This is a genomic window from Pseudoalteromonas sp. NS-SX12 (assembly GCF_057367955.1).
In genome coordinates this window covers 195861-219229 of the sequence record NZ_CM170635.1, presented here as the reverse complement: position 1 = coordinate 219229, position 23369 = coordinate 195861, and the positions used below count along the sequence as shown (strand labels likewise).

Here is a 23369-nt window from a genome sequence, read left to right as displayed (position 1 = left end):
GTATGAACGCGCCGTTACCAGTTTTTATTTTACCCGCGAACTCTAGCATATATTGCAAAATAAATCTTTATAATCATTGAGTTCGGTCAAAGTATGATAACTTATTTGTCAGCTATGTAGCTGCCCCTAACGGCGCAGGTATGATTTAAATTTTCACTTGATATTAACTTAAATATATCGATTTATTTTGAAAAGCGGACAATTGACCTTAGTATTCCATTTACAATACCAGTAGTGTGAACCGCCATTTTTTGAGTTTTCATTAAATATGCAAGCGAATAATAATTTTGAAACGGTGTTATCGGATTACACCAACAACAAGTCTTACTTAACTCATCAAGAACTCATTTCACTTAAGTCTCAGTTTGATAGCGAGCAATCATTCTATGACGCGTTATTAAAATGGGTGTCTGAATATGCAATTGCACCGGTTTCACAGTTTAAAGTGGCAGCCCTAGCGATTGAGAGCGGCGGTGAAGGGCGCTTATTTTTCGGCGCTAATTTAGAATTTTCCCATCAAGCGTTGAGCCTAGTCGTTCATGCTGAACAAAGTGCGATTCATAACGCATTGTTACACGGGGTTGAAGCAATTGAAAAGCTCGTAATTAATGCTTCACCTTGTGGCTATTGTCGTCAGTTTATTAATGAAATTCAGTTAGACAAACAACCATTAATAAATGTCCACGGTGTCGAGAAAACCATACAGCAATACCTGCCCGACGCATTTGGCCCTAGTGATTTAGATAACCATACACCATTGTTTAGTCAGTCATTAACACAGTGTCGCGACTTAAATGCGTATGTTGAACAAAGCTATGCGCCATACTCTGGTAATTTTTCAGCGTGTCAAATTAAGCATGTAGATGGGCACCAATACTTTGGTGTCTACCTTGAAAATGCGGCGTACAGTCCAAGCTTATCGCCTTTGCAAGCAGCGCTCAATCAAGTGCAGTTACATAATCGACAAACTGGATTTCACGGAATAAGCGAAATAGTGATTAAGCAAACAGCAGGTAAAGCAAACCAACAAGGGGTTGCTAATGCGGTTGCGATGAGTCTTGGTAGTAATATTAAGGTAACAATTGAGGAAGTGTAATCACTTCCTCATTTTATGGTGTAGTAACGCTAAACTATACCAATAATTCAGCGGCTTTAATTACAGCGCTAACCGCTTTCTTTTCAACGATTTGATGGTCAACATCAGGGATCTCACTGCGCGTTCTATTAACCAGCACACCGGCAACACAGGCTGCTTTTAAACCAAGAGCAGAACACATCGTAAATAACGTTGCTGACTCCATTTCGTAGTTCATAACACCAAGCTTTTGCCATTCGTCAAAACTACCTTGGAAGGTTTTTGTCACATAGCCTGAATAGGTGTCGTAACGTTCTTGTCCTGGGTAGAAGGTATCTGATGAAGCGGTTATACCCAAGTGATAGGTTGCACCTAATTCATCACACGCACTTACCATCGCATTGGTTGCAAAGAAATCGGCAACGGCTGGGTATTGAATTGGTGCAAAATGTTGGCTTGCACCATCTAAACGAACAGATGCATGACTAATTAATAGATCACCTTCGTTAATGTTTGGCTGAATTGCGCCCGTTGTACCAACGCGCAAAAACGTTTTAATTCCTAGCTGTGCTAGTTCTTCAACTGCGATAGACGTACTTGGCCCGCCGATACCGGTAGAACATACGATTACCGGCTGTTGTTTGATATAGGCCAAAAAGACATGATATTCACGTGTTTTTGCAAGTGCGATAGGGTTTTCAAGCTCGTTTGCAATGCGCTCTGCACGTGCTGGATCACCGGGTACGATAGCGAGTTTAGCACCTTCAACTTGTGCTTTATCTAATCCTAAGTGGAATACTTTTTTCATCCTGTATGCTCTAACTTGGCAAATATTAATAACAGTTTGAATTAGCATGCAAAATTGTAAAGGACAATGGTCCGTTAATTTGTTAGTGTGCAGCAAAAATATGTATAGAGATTTGTATGAAAGCCAAGCATACATTGATGGTTCAAGGCACAACCTCAGACGCTGGGAAAAGTGTGCTGGTCGCGGCACTTTGCCGTATATTAGCCAACCATAATGTCAAAGTAGTGCCGTTTAAGCCGCAAAACATGGCGCTTAATAGCGCGGTTACCGCAGAGGGGGGCGAAATTGGTCGTGCGCAGGCTGTACAAGCTGATGCGGCTAGAATTGAACCTCATGTTGATATGAATCCGGTGTTGTTAAAACCAAATTCTGATATTGGCGCGCAAGTTATTGTGCATGGTAAAGCAATTGGTAATTCAGATGCGGTTGATTATCATCAAATGAAGCCGCAATTACTTGGTGCTGTGCTTGAATCACATCAACGCTTAGCGCAACAATTTGATGCAGTGATTGTCGAAGGCGCTGGCTCGCCTGCTGAGATTAATTTACGCGATCGTGATATAGCTAATATGGGCTTTGCAGAAGCGGCAGATTGTCCGGTAATTATCGTTGCCGATATAGATAAAGGCGGTGTATTCGCACACCTTGTTGGTACATATGAGTTGTTATCTGATACAGAAAAAGCCCGAGTGGTTGGGTTTGTAATTAATAAATTCAGAGGAGATATAAATTTACTGCTACCGGGCAACCAATGGCTTGAAAACAAGTTAGGTATTCCGGTACTCGCAACAATTCCTTATATACCTGATTTATATATAGAGCCAGAAGATGCACTCGATTTTAATCAAATATTAAGCACAAATAACGCAATTAATATTACGGTAGTGGTTTACCCTCGCATATCAAATCATACGGATTTTGATGTGTTAAGATTGCATCCAAACGTCAATCTAAGATATGCCCGTACGCCAAACGCAGTAGATAAGTGTGACTTGCTTATCTTACCCGGTTCAAAAAGTGTCATGGGTGATTTGTCGTTTCTTGTTGATAACCATTGGCAGCAATTTATCGCGCGTCAATTGCGCTATGGCGGCAAAGTATTTGCGATTTGTGGTGGTATGCAAATGTTAGGGAAACGACTTTATGATCCTAAACATATTGAGTCTAATAGAGATGAAATGGTTGGCCTAAATTACTTGCCAATTGAAACCACTTTACAAGGCGCGAAAACTTTAAGTCAAACAAAGGCACATTGCTTAACGAGTGGAAGTGCTATTTCAGGCTATGAAATTCATGCAGGTAAAACAATTGAAACCGCAACGGTAAAACGATTGTTTAAACTTGCAAACGGTGAATTCGATGGCTATGAATCACAAGATGGGCAAATAAAAGCGACGTATTTACACGGTGTACTAGACAACCCACGCTTTTTATCACAACTCCTCGAGTGGGCAGGCTTAACTGGTGCAACTGGATTTGACTATGAAAGTGAAAAAGATAATCAGATAGAGAAACTAGCGACAGAAGTTGAAAAAGTACTTCCTATTAATGTGATAAAACAGTTATTAAGTTTAAATTAAAACGAAAACATCAACACACTCAAGTAATTCATTTACCAAGGAATTCGTCGCAACAGTATGTCGCGAAACATAAGCCAGTCGCATACAAAACTATAGAGTGGGTATTGAAATGTGGCTGGCCTGTTTTTTTCAAATACAAAGTGTCCAATCCAAGCGAACAGATAGCCAACGCCAATACCGGCTAAGATTAACCAGTAGTTTTGGTTTAGCACAGCAAAAAGCAAACAAAATAGGCCAATTAACGAACCGCAAAAATGCAATCTTCTACACAGAACGTTAGTGTGTTGGGATAAATAAAATGGGTAAAATGCTGCAAGTGAATGGTACTCTTTCGCCATCGCAAAACCTTTGACTTAACGTTTAAGTTGTTTATTGTAGAATTTTTAACAGTAAATCAATTTGGGAATCTAATCAATTGCGAAACTGGTACGTAATCGTTTTGTTATTATTTTCTACGCAATTTTGTTATGCGTCAGCTGAGCCACTTTCTGAAAAACACATGCGCGCCCAAGTAACACAGTTTATTACGCTCAATGATTCAATTGATAAGCAAAGTACAATCGTTCGCTTATCTCAGTTAACAGCAACGCAATTTGAATATTATCAACCAAGTTTCCAAATTCATTTAAACAAAGAGCAGTGGGTGAATGCACTTAACGAACGCATGAAGCAAACGCGCACGCGTAATGTAAAAACTGAGATAATACATATCGAGTTCGCGTTAAATGCAGCATTTGTTAAGCAAAAAAGTACTTGGCAACAACGTGTTAATGGTAAATGGTATGCGCGTTCAAGTGATAATATTGTGAGTTTATTTGAATTCTCTAACGGTAAAATAATTGCCGTTAGAGAATATTGGTAATTAAAGAGTGTTGACTTTTGTAGTCGATTTCTACAGCTGTTTGTTTGGCATTTAGACGAAGTAGAGCGATTGTAGTGTAATTATTTACATAAATGAGCGATTAAGGCGTTGTGCTATTACCCTGCACCCACAGCATAAACGCCAAGCAAGTGCTGCTTACAGTTTCACCCAAAGCGTTTTGTTCTTTGTTGTTGCTTCTTAACGTAGCCCGCAAGGCTACAAAGCAACGCCGCGATCAAAATGCTTTGGATTTGAACAGAATTTAGACCATAGAGACCAATACGCTCTAAGTATACCTCTGCACTTTTATGCAGTTGGTATTATTTAAAGCGTTTGGCCTTTTCAATACGCTCTTTTATAGCAGGGTGCGAGCTTAGGTACTTAAGAAAATCACCTGAGCCGTTTGCATCAAAGCTATCCATGGCATCGGCAAAGGCACTGGGTGAGTAACCTAATTCAGTTAAATGTTTAAGTGCAAAATCATCCGCCTCACTTTCCATATCGCGTGAAAAGCTAGCTTGCACTAAGGTCGAGCTGGCACCAACAAATAGCTCGCCTACGGTTTCGAGATCGCCAAATAACAGCGCAAACACAATGGCATTTGATAAAGACTGCGCGACTAAACGCATACCGTGTTTACCTTCAACATGACCAATTTCATGCAAAATAATAGCCATTAACATGCTATCTAACTTGTTTTCACCATATTCGCGTAATTGCGTAATAAGATCGTCGGTTACGATTACAGTACCGTCAGGTAGCGCAAGTGCGTTAGCACCAAAGTACGCGCTTTGGTATGTAAATATTTGATAGCGCTCTTTGTCTAAATTCAAAGCCGTTGTGGCATTTGAAAACAGCTGTTCGATATGTTGTTGTGTGGGTTCATTAAGTTCAGATGGCTCAAGAAACGCCTTTTCTAAAATCGTAAAACTTTGCTCGCCCATGTAGTTCGGCACACTTGGTGGCAACCAATCAACACTTTTGCTGGCAAGCGCAGGCATAGCAACCATAATAAGCCAATAAATGAGTAGCGGCGCTAAAATGATACTGGCAAACACACTGATTTTATGACTTTCTAACGTGCTAAGCAGTGAACCTGTTTGGCGTTGAACACGCCAAGATTTGTCATTGGGAATAAACATGTCGCCATTTTCAAAGCGAACTTCGGTTGCGACCCCGGGAATTGCATCACTCAACGAAATAGAGCTTAAATTATGGGCTCCATATTCAACACCGTCTTGAATGATACTGATATGAGATTCTGTTACTACCAGCTTAACAGCACACGAGCGTGTGCTGCCAGCTTGATAGAGTTTACCATCGACTAGTTGACTCATCAGGTGATGGCAATATCTAAGTCGAATACTTCTGCGATTTCTTCACCAATAGCGGATTGATCACAGGTCATATCATCAATCACGTTATCTGCGTTTTCATGGATTTCTACAAACGTACCGTTTGCAAAATAACGTGCTGCACGAATTTTTGCCCACGGGTAAGCTAAGCCAAGTGACAAACCAATCGCGATTAAGTTAAAGAATACTAAACGTGTAAATTGCATCTCAGTAATTGTTGACTCAAATTTAGCAACGTCTTTGATTTCGCTGTTAGCAAAGTTGTGTGCGCGAATACGTGCTTGATAAATACCGGTAATAAGCGCAAACATACCGATATACAACAGCGCAGCAACTGGCGCAATTACAAATGCGGCAGCACTCATACCTGCTGAATCTAAATTAGCCATATCAACAGTCGCACCAAAAATAGCGGCGCCGATACCGATAACAATTGCAAAACCAAACATGGCACCAATTGACACTGCAACAACTAACAATGCGGCAACATAGTAATCTGTTGTAGACAGCGTTGCCTCAACTTTGCGATCACCATAAGTAATGTTGTTTAAAATATAGGAATTAATTTTCTTCATCACCCAAGGCACTAATAGGTAAAAGGTAAATACCGATAAAATTGGGAAAATAATGAAAACAAGAAACGCTTCGCCATAGCTGCCGTTAAAACCAAAACGTACATTTCGATAGCTTGTCATGCGGTGTTGGAATCGCATACTGCGGTTAATAACCCAAGGCATTAAAAACAGTGCGATAAGCATAATAAATAAGCCAAGAATTGGAACAAATTGAACGCTACCAACGTATATAGCAAATAATACGACGGCAATAATGCGGCCAATTAAAATTTGGATTGGATTAGCAAGATAGGTAAATTGGTGCCCATCGACACTGGTATTACTGTAAAAGTAGCGATGTGTTCTGACTTTAGCCCAAGCAGAATAAATGCCAAGGGTGAGTACAGTAAGCACAATATTAACTATCCAGATTGAAAAAAATTGGCCAGTTTGACCTGCGAATTGAACTTGCGAACGGCGAGTTTGCGGCGCTGTGTTTAGTTCCATTAAACGTTTCCTGATTGTATGTAATTGTTAAGCGAACGCATTATAAATCATTTAGTTACAAATTAGAACTTGATAATTATATGAAAAGCTATGCAGTTAGCTTGAATAAATCTTCAGGTGATTACGGGTTGTTTCTTGTAGTTGATTTGACATTCAAAGGCAAAGCCTCTAAGAAAGGGGCATGTAGATTATTGTTGGGTTTATCGACTAAACCAATTTTTAACAAATACAAAGAGTTAATAATTAAAGACCATTAAAAGATACCTTGCTTAGTTTTGTAACGAGCGGATTTAGTAATAAATGGTATTTCCAGCAATAAATTTTTAATCTATGCATAATTATATGACTGATTATGCTTTGTTCGGAGCTGAATATGAGCGACTCTAAAAACACATTTATAGAAAAAGTAACAAATTGCTTATGCCCACCGGGTAATGGTGTTTTCACTGTTAACACGGCGAAAGAGCGAAAAGAAGCGCTGCACCAGTCAATCTATGGTCAGACCGAAAACATCGATTCGCTGTGGCGTGATAGTCTGCAAACTATTGAACAAAGTGAATATAGCGCAGTAACGTTAGGCATTAGTTCAGATTGCGGCGGTGGCATTTTACGCGGCGCAAACTGGGGGCCGCTATTTTTACGCAGCACCTTAATGGAACAACAACCAAATGCGAAAACATTCGATTTAGGTGATGTGCGCGTTATTCCACACCTGCTACATGATAAATACTTAAACGACGGTACGATTTCAAACTGTCAAAAAGCGCTTTATCAAGATGAAAGCAGCGATTATCACGTAAGCCCATTATCAATTACCGAAGATGTCTGTGATGACTTTTACGCCAATTTCCCAGATAAAGGGATTTTTGGTATTGGTGGCGACCACTCAATTAGTTACCCATTAACTAAGTCGTACTTAAAGGCAAAACGTGCGCAAGGTAAACGCACTGCAATTATTCACTTTGATGCACACACCGACTTACTTGTTGAGCGTTTAGGTATTGATTTATGTTTTGGCTCTTGGTGTACACATATTCTGGAGTTTTTACCGGCACCACATCATTTAATTCAGTTTGGTATTCGCTCAAGTGGTAAAGATAAAACTCATTGGGAATCAACATTTGGTGTTAAACAGCATTGGGCGCATGAGATTCGAGAAAAGGGCGCACAAGCGATTGTTGACCAAGTAATTGCACAGCTAAAAGCAGATAATGTCGACGAGCTTTACGTCAGTTTTGATATCGATGCTCTTGATGCAACATTTGCAGCGGCAACGGGTACACCTGAATACGATGGTATGACGCCAGATGAAGCAATGCTAATTTTAAATGCACTTGCTAAAGAGTTCCCAATTACGGGCGCAGATATGATGGAAATTGCGCCGTTTACCGATGCGTCACACAGTGGTAAACAAGCGTCTGAAAGTACATTGCGAGAGGGAGCCAAAATTTCTGCCTTGTTAATTGATGCGATGAACAGTAAGTAAATTAAAAAAGGTGCCAAATGGCACCTTTTTTGCTCTTATAGTTTCTAAAGTCAATAACAGGGTTTACACTTAACAGTATGAAACCCCGTGATTTATCAAAAAGGTAAAGATGGTAAACCGATTAGCCGCACTGTATGTCTTATTATGCTTAATGCCTATTAGTGCGTTCGGTAAACTGACGGTATTCACTGAAAATTTAAGTGGCTTTCAATATTACAATGAGCACGGGAAATTTGTCGGGCCCAATTTCGATAAAGTACATCGTGCGTTAAATGCTGCAAATATTGATTATGAGCTAAATGTACTTGGCTGGTCACTTGCTTATAACGGGGTGCTACGCGACCCAAATGCGTGTATCTTTTCGCTCGCTCGTTTACCAATGCGTGAACCTCATTTTAAGTGGGTTGCTAAACTAAGCCACTTTACGGCTTATTTTTATGCCTTACCCGAAAAACAAATTAAATTAGAGTCAATTCTCGCCGCAAAAGAATACAAAACCGCGGTAATAGAAAACAATTTTAGCCATCATTATTTAACGCAACACGGGTTTAAATTAGGCGCGCAATTATTAGTGATTGAGAATGTCGATAGATTGTTCCACATTATGAAGCAGCGTAAACATGTACTTGATCTTATTGTATTGAACGAAAAGCAATACAAAACACAGCGCGAAATTGACAAAACCACTCCTGAATTAACCAAGGTATTCAAATTTAAACAAGAAGCAACGAGTTTATATTTTGCATGCAATACTAAAATTAGCGACGATATGATAACTAAACTAAAAGCTGGGTTTGAAGCGGTAAATTAGTTTTAAATGTCTTTATTGTTGGTTTTTTATTGAGCAATGCAAATTAGATTAATAGCGTTATATTAGGTGAGCATCGGTGGCATTTAAGCGCCCATTTAATGAGCGCTTAAATAATAACTTTTAGCTTAATCAAACAGCGCAACGGTTTGGCGACTCATAGCCAATAATTCACCCGCCTGATTATAAATGTTCGCTTCTTCACAGGCATACCCATCGCGACTATGATGGGTAAACGCATCAAAACCAAGCCAAGCGTCAGCTGCTAATGGCTGGTGAGGTAAAAACTCAATATACCAAGACATTGAACTAGCAGGAGCAACGTTTGCATACATTTGTAATTGTGCAGGCGGCCACGCATCTGTCAGCGCTAATATATGCGCAACAGTTAAATCTCTCGGTGTTTCTTTTAAACGCATCCATCCTGCAAGTTCGCCATTCGATGCATTTGAAAACGGCATAGCACCTTTTTGAATGTTAAAACTCATGTGTTGGAAAAATTGGGGAGTTACGCCTTCTATATAAGGGGTAAGGTTTTCTTCATTAACCGGTGCCAACGGGCATGTCGCTTTATTTTCAACAATCACATTTGAATCACGTTTTATTGCAAAGCATGCAAGGGCAATCACCGCGACTTTTCCGTCTTGAATAATTCTTGCTTCAATCTGTGATGCATTTTTACCTTCACGCAAAAGTGAAAGCTCAATATTAAATGGCGCATCGGCGATCAGCGGGCCAACAAAATTAGTACTCAGTGACAGTAACGTACGTTCGTCATTAATTACAGTGCGCATTGCGGTGTACAGCATAGCTGCAGAAATACCACCGAAGGCTGTGCGGCCTTGGCACCAGTTTGCAGGGAAGGTTAACTGGGTAAGACGTGAATTAACTTGGTCTAATAATTGATCAAAATGCATAAGAAATTCATTTGTTATTGTAACTAGTTTGTTTATAACAAAAATACAGTGGTATGACCACTTGTTGTATCAAAATTCATCATTGCAAAAAAAATTTCAAAATTTTAAAAAAAATTTACGTTTTACAGTTGAATTGTCATTACCCCACCCCTATTAAGTAACCATCTAAACGAATTAATCATTTTTTGATACAGAATTAAAGAAGTAGGAGAGGTTCCATGGGTAAGATTATTGGTATCGACTTAGGCACAACAAACTCATGTGTTGCAGTATTAGACGGCGATAAGCCACGCGTAATTGAAAATGCAGAGGGTGATCGTACAACCCCATCAATTATCGCATACACTGACGAAGGTGAAACGCTTGTAGGTCAACCTGCAAAGCGTCAAGCGGTAACAAACCCAACAAATACATTATTCGCAATCAAGCGTTTAATCGGTCGTCGTTTTGAAGACGAAGAAGTACAACGTGATATCGACATCATGCCATTCAAAATTGTTAAAGCAGACAATGGCGATGCATGGGTAGAAGCGAAAGGCGAAAAACGCGCTGCACCACAAATTTCAGCTGAAGTTCTTAAGAAAATGAAGAAAACAGCAGAAGATTTCTTAGGTGAAGCGGTAACTGGCGCAGTAATTACTGTACCGGCATACTTTAACGATGCTCAACGTCAAGCGACAAAAGACGCGGGTCGTATCGCGGGCCTTGATGTTAAACGTATTATCAACGAACCAACGGCTGCTGCACTTGCATATGGCATGGATAAGAAGCAAGGCGATAACGTAGTTGCTGTTTACGACTTAGGTGGTGGTACATTCGATATCTCTATCATCGAAATTGATGAAGTAGAAGGCGAGCACACGTTTGAAGTATTAGCAACCAATGGTGACACGCACTTAGGTGGTGAAGATTTCGATAACCGCGTTATCAACTACCTAGTTGAAGAATTCAAAAAAGACCAAGGCATCAACTTAAAGACGGATCCACTTGCGATGCAGCGTGTTAAAGAAGCTGCAGAAAAAGCGAAGATCGAACTTTCAAGTGCACAACAAACAGAAGTTAACCTTCCGTATGTAACTGCTGATGCGTCAGGTCCTAAGCACATGAACGTTAAACTAACGCGTGCTAAGTTAGAGTCACTTGTTGAAGATCTCGTAACGCAATCACTAGAGCCACTTAAAAAGGCATTAGCTGACGCAGATCTTTCTGTTAGCGATGTTAACGATGTAATTCTAGTGGGTGGTCAAACACGTATGCCACTAGTACAAAAAGCAGTTACTGATTTCTTCGGTAAAGAGCCTCGTAAAGACGTAAACCCTGATGAAGCAGTTGCTATGGGTGCTGCGGTTCAAGGTGGTGTTTTAGCGGGTGACGTAAAAGACGTACTACTACTAGACGTTATTCCTCTTTCGCTAGGTATCGAGACAATGGGTCAGGTTATGACTGCATTAATCGAGAAGAATACAACGATTCCAACGAAGAAGTCACAAGTATTCTCAACTGCTGAAGACAACCAAAGCGCGGTAACAATTCACGTACTTCAAGGTGAGCGTAAGCAATCAAGCGCGAACAAATCACTAGGTCAATTCAACCTAGAAGGTATTCGCCCTGCACAACGCGGTGCACCACAAATTGAAGTAACGTTTGACGTTGACGCTGATGGTATCTTACACGTATCTGCAAAAGATAAAGACACGGGTAAAGAGCAGAAGATCACAATCCAAGCGTCTTCAGGTCTGAGCGATGATGAAATCGATGCAATGGTACGTGATGCGGAAGCAAACGCAGAAGAAGATAAGAAGTTTGAAGAACTAGTACAAGCGCGTAACCAAGGTGATGCAATGGTTCACGGTACACGCAAGCAAATCGAAGAAGCAGGTGACGCACTACCAGCTGACGATAAAGCAGCGATTGAAGCAGCACTTTCAGAGCTAGAAACAGCAGTGAAAGGCGATGACAAAGCTGAAATCGAAGCGAAAACGCAAGCGCTTATCGAAAAATCGCAAAAACTAATGGAAATTGCGCAAGCAAATGCACAAGCGCAACAAGCTGGCGGCGACGCAGGCCAACAGCAACAAGCACAGCAAGATGACGACGTTGTTGACGCTGAGTTTGAAGAAGTAAAAGACGATAAAAAGTAATTTACTTTAAAGAGGGCGCGCGGGTTTCGACTCAGACGCGCCCTTAGTGTATCTAAAGGTTTTATGAATTTTGAGGCTAAAGACCCCGCTGGGGCAATGCAAATGCAGTTAGCCAACTAACGGGGAAAGCAGTAATTATGTCAAAACGCGATTATTATGAAGTACTAGGCGTTGCAAAAGACGCTAGCGATCGTGATATTAAAAAGGCATACAAACGCCTTGCTATGAAGTATCACCCAGATCGTACCGCAGGCGACAAAGACTTAGAAGCTAAGTTTAAAGAAGTAAAAGAAGCATACGAAATACTTGGCGACAGTCAAAAACGTCAAACATACGACCAATTTGGTCACGCAGCCTTTGAACAAGGTGGTGGCGGCGGTCACGGTGGCTTTGGCGGCGGTGCAGATTTTGGCGATATTTTTGGTGACGTATTCGGCGATATTTTTGGTGGCGGCGGCGGTGGCCGACGTCAATCTCGCCAACAACGTGGTGCTGACTTACGCTACAACCTAGATTTAAGTCTAGAAGAAGCAGTTCGCGGTAAAGACGTTGAAATTAAAGTACCAACTTGGGTGTCATGTGAACCATGTGATGGTTCTGGCGCGAAGAAAGGCTCTAAGCCACAAACATGTGGTACCTGTCATGGTCATGGCCAAGTACAAATGCGCCAAGGCTTCTTTGCTGTTCAGCAAACATGTCCTACATGTAATGGTAGCGGTCAAATTATCTCAGATCCATGTAATAAGTGTCATGGTCAGGGCCGCGTAGAAAAAACCAAGACCTTGTCTGTGAAAATTCCAGCAGGTGTTGATACTGGCGACCGTATTCGTTTAGCTGGCGAAGGTGAAGCAGGGCAACACGGAGCACCAGCAGGTGATTTATACGTGCAGGTTTCTGTTCGTGAACACCCAATTTTTGTTCGTGACGGCAGCAATTTATATTGTGAAGTTCCTCTTAGCTTTACCACAGCAGCACTTGGTGGCGAAATTGAAGTACCAACGCTAGACGGTCGTGCAAAACTGAAAATTCCTTCAGAATGTCAGACGGATAAAATGTTCCGTATGCGCGGTAAAGGCGTTAAGTCTGTTCGCGGCGGTGCAGTGGGTGATTTAATCTGTAAAGTTATTATTGAAACACCGGTTAACTTAAACGAACGTCAAAAAGAATTATTACGCGAATTGGATGAGAGCATGGGCGGTGATAGCTCGCGCCATCGTCCAAAAGAGCAAGGATTCTTTGATGGTGTTAAGAAGTTTTTTGATGACTTAACTAAGTAATTTAGCTTGGTAACTTAGTTTATTACTTTAGCTAAGAAAAATATTAAAAAGGGCTCACAACTGTGGGCCCTTTTTATTGATTTTTTATAATGAATATATGGACTTATTTTTTAATTAAACCGCCAACTTCAAAGGATGTTTGCCACGTTTTATTATACTTGGCGTTTGTTTGTCCGCTTTGAATACTAATAACGGCATCGTGCTCGGCGTTTTTAAATGTCGTTCGTTGGCTTTGATTTTGTGCTGTGTTATTTGTTTGCCATTGGCTGCCCAAACATTGTGCTACTTGATTTACGGCTAAGTCAAACGCGTCACGGCTTTGTGATTCGTTATCGTATTGCTTTGCACACTTGTAAGACACTCTTTCGTTATTCATACCGAGAATTTGACAACTATTGCCTAGCAAATGGTACTTTGGTGTCCACACATCGCCGAACTTAGTTTGAACACGTGTTGCTTTAAGCGGCTCGAATTGATTTTCAAAACCATCAACTAAACCTTGAATTTTTCCACATGGGGTCAAGTTATCGACGTAGGCTGTTTGTGTCGGAGTGAGTGTTGAACCGCAGCCAACTAAAAGCAAAAACAGCGATGCAGCAGAAATTTTACGAAACATAATGCTATCCCTAATAATTTGTCATCAGCATAGCGAGACTTAAAAAGAAAATCTATGCTTAACGTAAGCAATATTGTGATTTATCAATTATCAACAAGTGTATTGTTTAGCATTTAATCACGCTTAAAATTAATTGTTAAATTTGCAATAAACAAAAGCTAAATCAAATACTAATTTTTAATTTAGATTTAAAATTGTAGCATAGGAAAATGAGCCGTTCGGCATTACAAAACGTACAACTCGTGTTGTATTACCGTTTATTTATGAGCACTATTTGGAAGTTTAAATGAATTACCCTTGGATTGAAAAAGCAAACCGGATTTTCTCTGCGGTATTAATTGGCCAGTTTATTATTACGTTAATTATCGCATTCTTTACCGATACCTGGTTTGAAGGTATTGCAATTGGCCTGCTTATTGTCGTATTGCCGCTATTTTTAATTAACACTGCACCGTTTGCATCAGTTACCCGCCATGCTGTCGGTATAGCGGTTCAGTTATTTGCAGCACTCCATATTCAACAAGCCATGGGGTTAACGGAATTACACTTCGAAATATTTGTAATGCTGGCATTTTTAAGTTTTTACCGCGATTGGCAGGTGATTTTGTCGAGCGTGTTATTTATAGCCGTTCATCATATTCTGTTTTTTATTGTGCAGTCGCAAGGCGCCTCGATTTACATATTTGAACAAGGGCATTTAGCGTTTTACATTTTAATCATTCATGCGCTTTTTGCGATTACCGAAGGCGGCGTACTAATGTATGTCGCTAAATTAACGCATAGAGAGGCGGTAAGTGCGTATAAATTATCAGAATCAATACATGATGTGTTGAGTAAAGAGGGTAAGTTCGACTTAACCACGTTTACAAACAAGCAATCAGATGGCTCTGATTATCAAAAGTTAATGACCTCGTTAAGTGGATTTATAAAACAAACCAAAACCGTAAGTGAAGGTGTGTTACTACGCTCTGAAGCTGTGTTAGATTTAACTAACGATGTAGAGCGTGCGACCGACGAAAATGTCAGTCAAATCAACTTAATTGCAACCGCAACGGAACAAATGACAGTGGCAAATGCGAACGTTGCGAGCCAAGCAAGTGAAGCAAATGAAAGTGCAAGCGATGCGTTTAACCGAACTGATAAAACAAAGCAAATTATTGATAGTTCTGCGCAAAATATCGAAGGGCTGAAAGGTGACTTAGCGGCTACATCGCAAACAATTGGTGAACTTGCGTTAAAGTGTAATCAAATTGAAGAAGTCATGAATGCCATTAAATCGATTTCAGATCAAACCAACTTATTAGCGTTAAATGCTGCAATTGAATCAGCTCGCGCCGGTGAGCACGGCCGTGGATTTGCAGTTGTTGCAGACGAAGTAAGGCAGCTTGCGATGAAAACGCGTCAAAATGCAGAGCAGATCAGTGAAATTACTGCGGCGTTAATTAATGAGGCGTCATCTTCGGTTGAGCAAATGGACAAGTGTTTAGTTCAAGCAGAAGACACGGTTGCACAGGCAAAAGACGCATCTAACATGATGCTGGGCGTGGTTGATAATATTGAAAGTATGGTTAATAACATGGCGTCGGTTGCAAGTGCTGCAAACGAGCAAGCAACGGTGTCGGCGAGTATTTCTGAATCGACACAGCGCTTATCACATAATTCAGAGCAATTAAAACACAATACTAATGAGTCCGGCCAACGCTTTAAAGAGATGAAGAACGATATTGAAAACTTAAACCGCGAGTTATCACGCTTTGATCTCTAAATTACATTGGGTTGTGTTAGCGGTATGGTCAGTTATTTTAACCAGCAGTGTATTGTACTTGTCGACCTTAAAAGCAAAGCAATTTGATGTAAACGGCTTACTTTTGAGTAACGCGATGGACACTCAATTTGATCATCGATTTACATCGCTAATTGAAGAAACTTTAGGTATTAGAAATGGGGCTGTAGTGCACTTTACAATGGATAATTGCTTTTGTGAGTATGTTGCCCAAAGCCATGTTGTGTCAGTGAAAAACCTTGCATCGGAACACGGCTTTAAAAATCATGCTATAACGCTTAAAAATAATAATCGTTTTAATATACCTTCGGTACCTGCAGTCGCAGTAATCAACCAAAATGGTAAGTTAACCTATCTTGGTCCTTATGCAACAGGAATGTTTTGTAGCGAAGGCGAAGGTCTTGTCGAGCAGTACATCAACGACAATACCGAGCACAACGCATTAGGCGCGACTATTTTAACTGATGCCCAAGGTTGCTATTGCAACCTTGGTTAACGAGTAGAGCTTATTTATGTCTATTTTTTAGTACATTAATAACTTGGCTAATATCTAGGTTTTGTCGTTGTAACAGAACTAATAAGTGATACAGTAAATCAGCTGATTCATTGAGTAACTCTTCGTTGTCATTTTTCATTGCTGCTAAGGCAACTTCAACACCTTCTTCGCCCACCTTTTGACAACTGCGACTCAACTCTTTGGCAAATAAACTTGCAGTGTAACTTTCGGCTGGGTCGTCATTTTTTCGCTTTGCAATAACACTGTTAAGCGTACCTAAAAAGCTTAAGTCGGTGCTCGCATCACCAAAACAACTCTGTGTGCCTAAGTGACAAGTTGGACCTTGCGGTTTTGCGAGTATTAATAACGAATCTTGGTCACAATCAGTATGCATTGATACTAATTCCAGATAGTTTTCAGAGCTTTCGCCTTTTGTCCATAAACGCTGTTTTGAACGGCTATAAAAAGTTACTTTACCAATTTTTAGAGTCGTTTGAACTGCCGCTAGATTACAAAAGCCCTGCATTAAAATTTGCCCCGATTGCACATCCTGTACAATCGCGGGAATAAGCTCACTTTTATCAAAATCAAGAGCAGAAATATTGCATAGATCTAATTTCATAATCGCACCGGAATTGTCTGTTGATTCAGGGTTTGTTTTAGCTCGGTTATATCAATTAAGCCTTTGTGAAAAACTGATGCAGCAAGTGCGCCATCGACATTACTTTGTAAAAATACGTCGGCAAAATCTTGAATTTTACCCGCGCCGCCAGAGGCAATTAAAGGAACGTCACAAATCGCACGTATTTCACTTAATTGTTGATTGTCATAACCCTTTCTTACGCCGTCTTGGTTCATGCAGTTAAGTACAATTTCACCGGCACCTAAGTCTTGCACTTGCTTAACCCATTCATGAGTTTTATAGCGTGTTTGGCTTGATGCGTTAGGATCGCCCGTTAGTTGATATACGAGGTATTCGCCTGTGGTTTTGTCGTAAAAACTGTCGATACCAACCACAACACACTGTTTACCAAATTCATCATGTAACTCTTTGATAAGCTCAGGCCTTGCTATTGCAGGGCTATTAATGCTGATCTTATCCGCGCCCATTTCGAGTACTTTTGCAGCGTCGGCGACCGATTTAATGCCGCCCGCAACGCAAAATGGGATATTGATATAACGGGCAATTTGCTCCACCCAAGTAACATCAAGTAAACGCTTTTCAACACTCGCTGTAATTTCATAGAACACTAGCTCATCGGCACCTGCTTGCGAGTACGCCTCGGCAAGTTCCAATATATCGCCCACAATTTCGTGCTCTTTGAACTTAACGCCTTTTACAACTTGATTATTTTTAACGTCTAAACAAGGAATTATGCGTTTTGATAACACGTTACAGCCTCCTTAGCGCTAAACGCATTATCGAGTAATGATTTACCTAAAATTACACCACCGACACTAAGCGCTTTTAACTGCTTAATATCCTCAAGGGAACTAACACCGCCTGATGCTTGCACGCGAATATCATCAAACTTTGAAAGAATGTCTTGGTATAGTTTAAATGAAGGGCCGGTCATTGTGCCGTCTTTACTAATGTCAGTGCACAAAAAGTCTTTTACGCCCAATTCTTTATAGAATTCAATAAATTCAAACAGATCGTAAGGGGATTTTTCGAGCCAACCGTGGGTAGCAGGGCGCCAAGTCTCACCGTCTTTGTTAACATCCAGTGCGATTACAAATTTAGCGGCGCCGAATGTGTTTATCCAATTCTTTACTTGGCTCTTGTCCGTCACTGCTTTCGAGCCAATCACCACTTGATGTACGCCTGCGCTCAGCCAAGTGGATATGTCTGACTCGCTTCGAATGCCGCCGCCGATTTGAAAGGGTAGTTTGAGCTCGTTTGATGCTTCTTGTATGAACTGCCATTGCTTTTTGTCCGGATCACGGGCGCCTTCAAGATCAACAATGTGAATTCGTTCAGCGCCTGAATTTGCGTACTCTGTTAACCGTTGTTTAAAGTCAAAATCATAAAATTGTGCCGTGTCGTACTTGCCTTGGTATAGTCTAACAATTCGATTTTGTAAAATATCTAATGCGGGAATAATCATTATTGTTCCTATAACGCTAAAAAGTTTTTCAGCAAACGTTCGCCAACGCGGGCTGATTTTTCAGGGTGAAATTGCATGCCAATAAAATTATCTTTGGCAATAATAGCTGAAAATTCAGTACTATAATTGCTTGATGCCAATGTGTATTGATTCGGCACATGAGCAAAACTATGCACGTAATACACTTGGTCGTTGCCATTGATGCCCGCTAAAATAGGGTGGTCTGACTTTAAATCTAAATTATTCCAGCCCATATGCGGTAGTGTTAGGCTCTCGCTTTTAAGCGCATTTAGTTTTCCAGGAATGAGGCTAAGGGTCTTCACTCCACCTTCTTCAGTTTCATCGCACATTAACTGCATACCCAAACAAATACCCAGTAAAGGCTTTTTGTAATTGCGTATAGCATCTTGCCAGTTGTTATCAATTAAGCGTTTCATTGCTACTGAAGCATGACCTACACCAGGCAGCACAGCACGAGGAAAATCGTTAAGTTTTTCTGGCTCTGTGATAATTTCAACCTGAGCGCCTAAACGCTCAAATGCAAATCGAACCGAATTAATGTTTGCACAACCGGTGTTAATTATGGCTATCATAAACATCCTTTAGAACTGGCAGTGGTTTGGGTAACATCTTTGGCAATTGCCATGCGCAGTGCACGTGAAAACGCTTTAAATAGCCCTTCAACTTGATGATGGCAATTACCGTCTGACACACTTAAAATTAGGCTAATTGCTGCATTATCAGTGAGGCTCTTGAAGAAGTGCTCAACCATTTGCACATCCATGTCTCCCACTTTTTCGCGTGAGAAATTAGCATTTAGTACGAACGATGCACGACCCGATAAATCAATTTGTGCGTCTGCTTTACACTCATCCATTGGCAACGAAAAACCATAGCGGCCAATTTGTGTTTTGGTACTCAGCGCTTGTTTAAGTGCTTGACCAAGTGCAATACCCACATCTTCAACAAGGTGATGTTCATCAATGTGTAAATCACCAGACGCCTTAATATTAAGGCCGATATTACTGTGCGTACGAATTTGGTCGAGCATGTGGTCAAAAAAGCCAAGTCCCGTTTGTACTTCCCCTTGTTTGCCCGAATCAAGGTTTACGCTAACTGAGATTTGGGTTTCGCTGGTATTGCGATTAACTTCGCCGGTACGATTACGCGTCGTGAGTTTAGTTACGATCTCAGGCCAGTTGCCTGTATACAAAATACCTTCACAGCACAGGTTTTCAGCAAGTTGAATATCGGTTTGGCGGTCGCCAATCACATAGGAGTTTGCTAAATCTACATTGCCAGATTGCATCAGCTTTTTTAGTAACCCTGTTTTTGGCTTTCTGCAGGCGCAATTTTCATCGTCAAAGTGTGGGCAAATTAATACCTCATCAAAAGTGATGTTCGATGCGCTAAAAACCTGCATCATTTTATTATGCGGAGCGTCAAAGTCGGCCTGTGGGAAACTATCTGTGCCTAAGCCATCTTGGTTAGATACCATAACCAGTTTATAACCTGCAGCTTGCAGTTGTAACAGCGCAGGTATAACGCCTGGCTCAAAAACTAACTTTTCGAGTGTATCAAGTTGTTTGTCGATAGCTGGCTCTTCTACTAAAGTACCGTCTCTATCTATAAATAAGTAAGGAACTGCCATAATTATTATCCGTTTATTTCTAGTAGCCAGTTGAATACAACGTTAAGCTCTTGCTCTGACCCAATACTGATTCGTAGCCAATTATCTTCGCCATAAAGTGTAAAAGGGCGCATAATTAAGCCACTTTGCATAGCCGCCGCTATGTGGTTTTTATCGCTCAGCTGGATAGTGACAAAATTTGCAAAACTCGGTAGCACCTTACGCACGTGTTTGCACGCAGATAACTGATTAATAAGTGTTGCACGATTGTTGTTTATAATTGACACTTGGCGTTTAACGCTACTGATGTTGCAGCTTGTAAGCGCTTGTTCGGCTATTGCGGCAACCACACTCGATACAGGGTACGGCGCTAGCACCTTGCGCATTGTTTTAATTAGCTCTGGATTGCTTAACACAAATCCGGTGCGTAAACCCGCTAATGCAAATGCCTTTGATAAGGTTCTTAAAACCACCAGGTTTTGATACTTTTCGATTAACCCTGCCGCTGTAAATTCTTCACAAAATTCAATATAAGCTTCGTCAACGACGACAATGGCTTTATCTTCAAATGCTTTTACAATCTCTTCGATTCGAGACAGTGGAAGCACGTTACCGGTTGGGTTATTTGGATTACAGACAAATACCAACTTGGCGTTACCAACACAATCTAAAAGCTCTGACTGTGGTGCATCAATTAAAAGCGCTTGGCTTAAATTTACTAACGCAACATTGGCACTTTCTGCGGTTACCTTATACATGCCGTAAGTCGGTAAAAATTGTGCGATGCTGTCTTTACCATTTTGACAAAAGGTACGTACCAATAACTCAATACCTTCATCTGCACCACGTGTCATCAAAATGTTTTCGCCTGTAAGATTGCTATAGCGCGCGTATGCGTTGATCACGTTTTCAGGTTGCGGATCTGGGTAACGGTTTAAGTTATCTAAATTTAGTGCATACTCTTTTGCATAAGGACTTTCATTGGCGTTTAACCACGTTGAACCACTTAGTTTTTCGCTTTTTGCAGAGCTATACGCTTTCAGTGATTGAATATATTCTGGGGCAAATTCACGGCTCATAATTTGGCCTCCTGTAACCTGATTGACACCGCGTTTGCGTGTGCGTCTAATCCCTCAGCTTCTGCTAGCGGCAAGATACTGTTTGCAAGTTGCGCTAAGCCAGACTGTGAAATGGTTTGCACTGTATAGGTTCTAAAGAAGTCCATTAAGTTAAGCGCGGAATAAACTTGGCTATAGCCGTACGTCGGTAACACGTGATTTGTACCTGAGGCATAGTCGCCAGCTGATTCAGGCGTATAATCGCCAACAAACAACGAACCAACGTTATAGAATTTATCTACAATATCTGCAGCATCACGTGTTTGTACAATTAAGTGCTCCGGCCCATATTGGTTTGATACCTTAATCGCACTCTCAATGCTATCAACTAATATAAAAGGCGAGTTTAACAATGCTTTTTGAGCAATCGCCTTACGAGAAAGTGTACTTAGTTGCGCGTCAATTTCACGTTTGGTTTCATTTATTAACGTTTCGCAGTTTGATACTAAAACTACTTGAGAATCTTCACCGTGTTCGGCCTGTGATAGTAAATCTGCGGCAACAAAAGCGGGGTTTGCGCCTTCATCGGCAATTACAAGCACTTCAGAAGGACCCGCAGGCATATCAATTGCAACACCAGTAGCTTGCTGAGCAACTAACTGTTTTGCCATCGTCACATAGCTGTTACCCGGGCCAAAGATTTTATTTACTTTGGGTACGGAATCCGTACCGAAAGCCATTGCTGCAATAACACCTGCACCACCTGATTTAATAAGCGTGGTCACACCACATAATTTTGCAGCATACAAAATGGCAGGATTAATCGCCATATCGCCTTTAACCGGTGTTGCTAACACAATGGTTTTAGCGCCACTGAGTTTTGCAAGGGCACCTTGCATTAATACCGACGAAGGCAGGGGAGCAGTACCACCAGGTACATAAATTCCAACTGCTTGAATTGGTTGATAACGCAGCTCGCAACACACGCCAGGTTGTGTTTCAATAATTTTCGTAACGGGTAATTGTGCTTGGTGAAATTTAGTAATGTTTTTAAACGCAATATCAATAGCGGTTTTTAATTCAGTACTTAATAGCGCGGGTGAATTATCAATTTCACTTTGTGGCACAATAAGCTGTTCACTTTGGTTATTATCGAACTGCTGATTAAAATCAAGTATCGCTTTATCGCCATTTTCTTTGACGGTATCGATAATAGTTTGAACACGCGCTTGCAGTGCGCTCTGATCTTGTTGAGCAGGGCGTGCCAATAAAGCGTCTTGTTGTGCAGCGGAAAGTTGCGACCAAACGTTCACGGTTTACTCCATCATCTTTTCGATTGGCATTACAAGAATCGAGCTTGCACCTTTTTCTTTTAATGCTTCCATGGTTTCCCAGAAAAGCGTTTCACTAGAAACCATGTGCAACGCAACTAAATCGTCAGTGCCGGCAAGTGATAATACGGTTGGTTTGCCCGTACCTGGTAACAATTCGCAAATTTCGTCTAATCCCGCTTTAGGCGCGTGAAGCATAATATATTTACTTTCTTTAGCTTGGCGCACCGCTTTTAGACGAGGTAGTAAAGTATCAAGCAACGCTTGCTTTTGCTGGTTATCCATTGACGGGTTTTGAATTAAACAGGCGTTAGACTCTAAGATGGTTTCGCCTTGCAAAAGACCATTTGCTTCGAGTGTCGCACCCGTTGAAACCAAATCACAAATTGCATCGGCAAGGCCTGCACGCGGCGCGACTTCAACTGACCCTGAAAGTAGCACAGTCGATGCGTTGATCCCTTGATTTTTAAGATATTGCTTTAAAATCTCAGGGTAGGTAGTCGCAATCTTTTTGCCTTCAAACCAACTCAACGGCAACTGACCTAACTCTTGTGGCCAGGCAAGTGCTAGGCGGCAGTAACCAAAATCGAGTTTTGCAAGTTTAGTCACCTCGGCATTTAGACTTTGTGCAGCACGTTCAGCTTGGCTTTCAACGAGAACATTTTCGCCAACGATGCCTAAGTCACACACGCCGTCCATTACCAACCCTGGGATATCGTCATCACGTACACGCAATACGTCAATTGGCATGTTAGTAGCGTGTGCAATTAAGCGTTGTTCACGTAAGTTTAGTTTTACACCCAGTTGTTTAAGTAGGTCTTGGCAGTCTTTTGATAAACGCCCTGATTTTTGAATCGCAATGCGTAGACGGTTGTTATCACTCATTTTCTCATTCCCAATATTTAATTCTAATAATGCGTTAAATTTAATTTGGGCTACAAAAAAGCCCGAGGTTGTCCTCGGGCTCATTCTTGTTG

At 41.0% G+C, this 23369-nt stretch carries 23 protein-coding genes; 9 read left to right on the top strand and 14 right to left on the bottom strand.

Features of this window, described 5'->3' with window-relative positions; genetic code table 11:
- The first annotated feature begins 268 nt into the window (after positions 1–268).
- The gene (gene cdd / locus AC2IOM_RS15180) at positions 269–1096 is read left to right on the top strand and encodes a cytidine deaminase (RefSeq protein WP_486360276.1); all 828 of its coding nucleotides are present in this window, start codon (positions 269–271) and stop codon (positions 1094–1096) included.
- A 34-nt stretch (positions 1097–1130) separates the two neighbouring features.
- Here cdd and udp read toward each other — a convergent pair whose 3' ends face one another.
- The gene (gene udp / locus AC2IOM_RS15175) at positions 1131–1883 is read right to left on the bottom strand and encodes a uridine phosphorylase (RefSeq protein WP_010559117.1); all 753 of its coding nucleotides are present in this window, start codon (positions 1881–1883) and stop codon (positions 1131–1133) included.
- Between the two features lie 116 nt (positions 1884–1999).
- Here udp and AC2IOM_RS15170 point away from each other — a divergent pair, with 116 nt between their 5' ends.
- Positions 2000–3463 carry a cobyric acid synthase gene (locus AC2IOM_RS15170; RefSeq protein WP_486360275.1) on the top strand — a complete coding sequence of 488 codons (1464 nt, stop codon included), beginning with the start codon at positions 2000–2002 and terminating at the stop codon, positions 3461–3463.
- A gap of 32 nt (positions 3464–3495) precedes the next feature.
- Here the strand turns inward: AC2IOM_RS15170 and AC2IOM_RS15165 are convergent, their stop codons facing one another.
- Positions 3496–3801, bottom strand: a complete 306-nt coding sequence (locus AC2IOM_RS15165) for an Mpo1-like protein (protein ID WP_054978798.1) — start codon at positions 3799–3801, stop codon at positions 3496–3498.
- A gap of 101 nt (positions 3802–3902) precedes the next feature.
- On the opposite strand from AC2IOM_RS15165, the gene AC2IOM_RS15160 reads away from it, so the two are divergent.
- Entirely contained in the window at positions 3903–4325 is a 423-nt protein-coding gene (locus tag AC2IOM_RS15160; RefSeq protein ID WP_486360274.1) for a hypothetical protein, read from the top strand.
- A gap of 320 nt (positions 4326–4645) precedes the next feature.
- Here AC2IOM_RS15160 and AC2IOM_RS15155 read toward each other — a convergent pair whose 3' ends face one another.
- Together AC2IOM_RS15155 and AC2IOM_RS15150 are read right to left on the bottom strand one after the other, a co-directional pair.
- Complete coding sequence (locus AC2IOM_RS15155; protein ID WP_486360273.1) at positions 4646–5662, bottom strand: M48 family metallopeptidase; 1017 nt, start codon at positions 5660–5662, stop codon at positions 4646–4648.
- Positions 5662–6741: a YjgN family protein gene (locus AC2IOM_RS15150; RefSeq protein WP_486360272.1), complete on the bottom strand. Its 1080-nt coding sequence runs from the start codon at positions 6739–6741 to the stop codon at positions 5662–5664. The genes AC2IOM_RS15155 and AC2IOM_RS15150 overlap by 1 nt, the downstream gene beginning before the upstream one ends.
- Positions 6742–7114: 373 nt before the next feature.
- On the opposite strand from AC2IOM_RS15150, the gene AC2IOM_RS15145 reads away from it, so the two are divergent.
- Positions 7115–8227 (top strand): arginase family protein, encoded by a 1113-nt coding sequence (locus AC2IOM_RS15145; RefSeq protein ID WP_486360271.1) that lies wholly within the window; start codon positions 7115–7117, stop codon positions 8225–8227.
- Between the two features lie 109 nt (positions 8228–8336).
- Positions 8337–9038 carry an amino acid ABC transporter substrate-binding protein gene (locus tag AC2IOM_RS15140; protein WP_486360270.1) on the top strand — a complete coding sequence of 234 codons (702 nt, stop codon included), beginning with the start codon at positions 8337–8339 and terminating at the stop codon, positions 9036–9038.
- 125 nt (positions 9039–9163) lie between these two features.
- On the opposite strand, the gene AC2IOM_RS15135 is transcribed toward AC2IOM_RS15140, so the two are convergent.
- Positions 9164–9952: a thioesterase family protein gene (locus AC2IOM_RS15135; RefSeq protein ID WP_486360269.1), complete on the bottom strand. Its 789-nt coding sequence runs from the start codon at positions 9950–9952 to the stop codon at positions 9164–9166.
- Between the two features lie 218 nt (positions 9953–10170).
- On the opposite strand from AC2IOM_RS15135, the gene dnaK reads away from it, so the two are divergent.
- Both dnaK and dnaJ read left to right on the top strand, forming a co-directional pair.
- Positions 10171–12093, top strand: a complete 1923-nt coding sequence (gene dnaK, locus AC2IOM_RS15130; RefSeq protein WP_010559127.1) for a molecular chaperone DnaK — start codon at positions 10171–10173, stop codon at positions 12091–12093.
- 137 nt (positions 12094–12230) lie between these two features.
- Positions 12231–13370, top strand: a complete 1140-nt coding sequence (gene dnaJ / locus AC2IOM_RS15125; protein WP_100915229.1) for a molecular chaperone DnaJ — start codon at positions 12231–12233, stop codon at positions 13368–13370.
- A 103-nt stretch (positions 13371–13473) separates the two neighbouring features.
- On the opposite strand, the gene AC2IOM_RS15120 is transcribed toward dnaJ, so the two are convergent.
- A complete protein-coding gene (locus AC2IOM_RS15120) occupies positions 13474–13986 on the bottom strand; it encodes a hypothetical protein (protein ID WP_486360268.1) in 513 nt (170 codons plus the stop codon).
- A gap of 286 nt (positions 13987–14272) precedes the next feature.
- On the opposite strand from AC2IOM_RS15120, the gene AC2IOM_RS15115 reads away from it, so the two are divergent.
- Positions 14273–15751, top strand: coding sequence for a methyl-accepting chemotaxis protein (locus AC2IOM_RS15115; RefSeq protein ID WP_486360267.1), 1479 nt, complete (start codon positions 14273–14275; stop codon positions 15749–15751).
- Entirely contained in the window at positions 15741–16265 is a 525-nt protein-coding gene (locus AC2IOM_RS15110; RefSeq protein WP_486360266.1) for a DUF6436 domain-containing protein, read from the top strand. Before AC2IOM_RS15115 ends, AC2IOM_RS15110 begins: the two co-directional genes overlap by 11 nt.
- Before the next feature lie 10 nt (positions 16266–16275).
- Here the strand turns inward: AC2IOM_RS15110 and hisIE are convergent, their stop codons facing one another.
- From hisIE to hisG, 8 genes are read right to left on the bottom strand one after another with little or no spacing between them, the layout of a single operon-like run.
- Positions 16276–16887: a bifunctional phosphoribosyl-AMP cyclohydrolase/phosphoribosyl-ATP diphosphatase HisIE gene (gene hisIE / locus AC2IOM_RS15105; protein ID WP_486360265.1), complete on the bottom strand. Its 612-nt coding sequence runs from the start codon at positions 16885–16887 to the stop codon at positions 16276–16278.
- Positions 16884–17657, bottom strand: coding sequence for an imidazole glycerol phosphate synthase subunit HisF (gene hisF, locus AC2IOM_RS15100; RefSeq protein WP_138630765.1), 774 nt, complete (start codon positions 17655–17657; stop codon positions 16884–16886). Before hisF ends, hisIE begins: the two co-directional genes overlap by 4 nt.
- Positions 17639–18373, bottom strand: coding sequence for a 1-(5-phosphoribosyl)-5-[(5-phosphoribosylamino)methylideneamino]imidazole-4-carboxamide isomerase (gene hisA / locus AC2IOM_RS15095; protein ID WP_486360264.1), 735 nt, complete (start codon positions 18371–18373; stop codon positions 17639–17641). Before hisA ends, hisF begins: the two co-directional genes overlap by 19 nt.
- 8 nt (positions 18374–18381) lie before the next feature.
- Complete coding sequence (gene hisH / locus AC2IOM_RS15090) at positions 18382–18966, bottom strand: imidazole glycerol phosphate synthase subunit HisH (RefSeq protein ID WP_486360263.1); 585 nt, start codon at positions 18964–18966, stop codon at positions 18382–18384.
- Entirely contained in the window at positions 18963–20024 is a 1062-nt protein-coding gene (gene hisB / locus AC2IOM_RS15085) for a bifunctional histidinol-phosphatase/imidazoleglycerol-phosphate dehydratase HisB (protein ID WP_138630759.1), read from the bottom strand. The genes hisH and hisB overlap by 4 nt, the downstream gene beginning before the upstream one ends.
- 5 nt (positions 20025–20029) lie before the next feature.
- Positions 20030–21082 (bottom strand): histidinol-phosphate transaminase, encoded by a 1053-nt coding sequence (hisC, locus tag AC2IOM_RS15080; RefSeq protein ID WP_486360262.1) that lies wholly within the window; start codon positions 21080–21082, stop codon positions 20030–20032.
- Positions 21079–22374 carry a histidinol dehydrogenase gene (hisD, locus tag AC2IOM_RS15075; protein ID WP_486360261.1) on the bottom strand — a complete coding sequence of 432 codons (1296 nt, stop codon included), beginning with the start codon at positions 22372–22374 and terminating at the stop codon, positions 21079–21081. Before hisD ends, hisC begins: the two co-directional genes overlap by 4 nt.
- Before the next feature lie 3 nt (positions 22375–22377).
- Complete coding sequence (gene hisG, locus AC2IOM_RS15070; protein ID WP_010559139.1) at positions 22378–23277, bottom strand: ATP phosphoribosyltransferase; 900 nt, start codon at positions 23275–23277, stop codon at positions 22378–22380.
- Between the last annotated feature and the right edge of the window lie 92 nt (positions 23278–23369).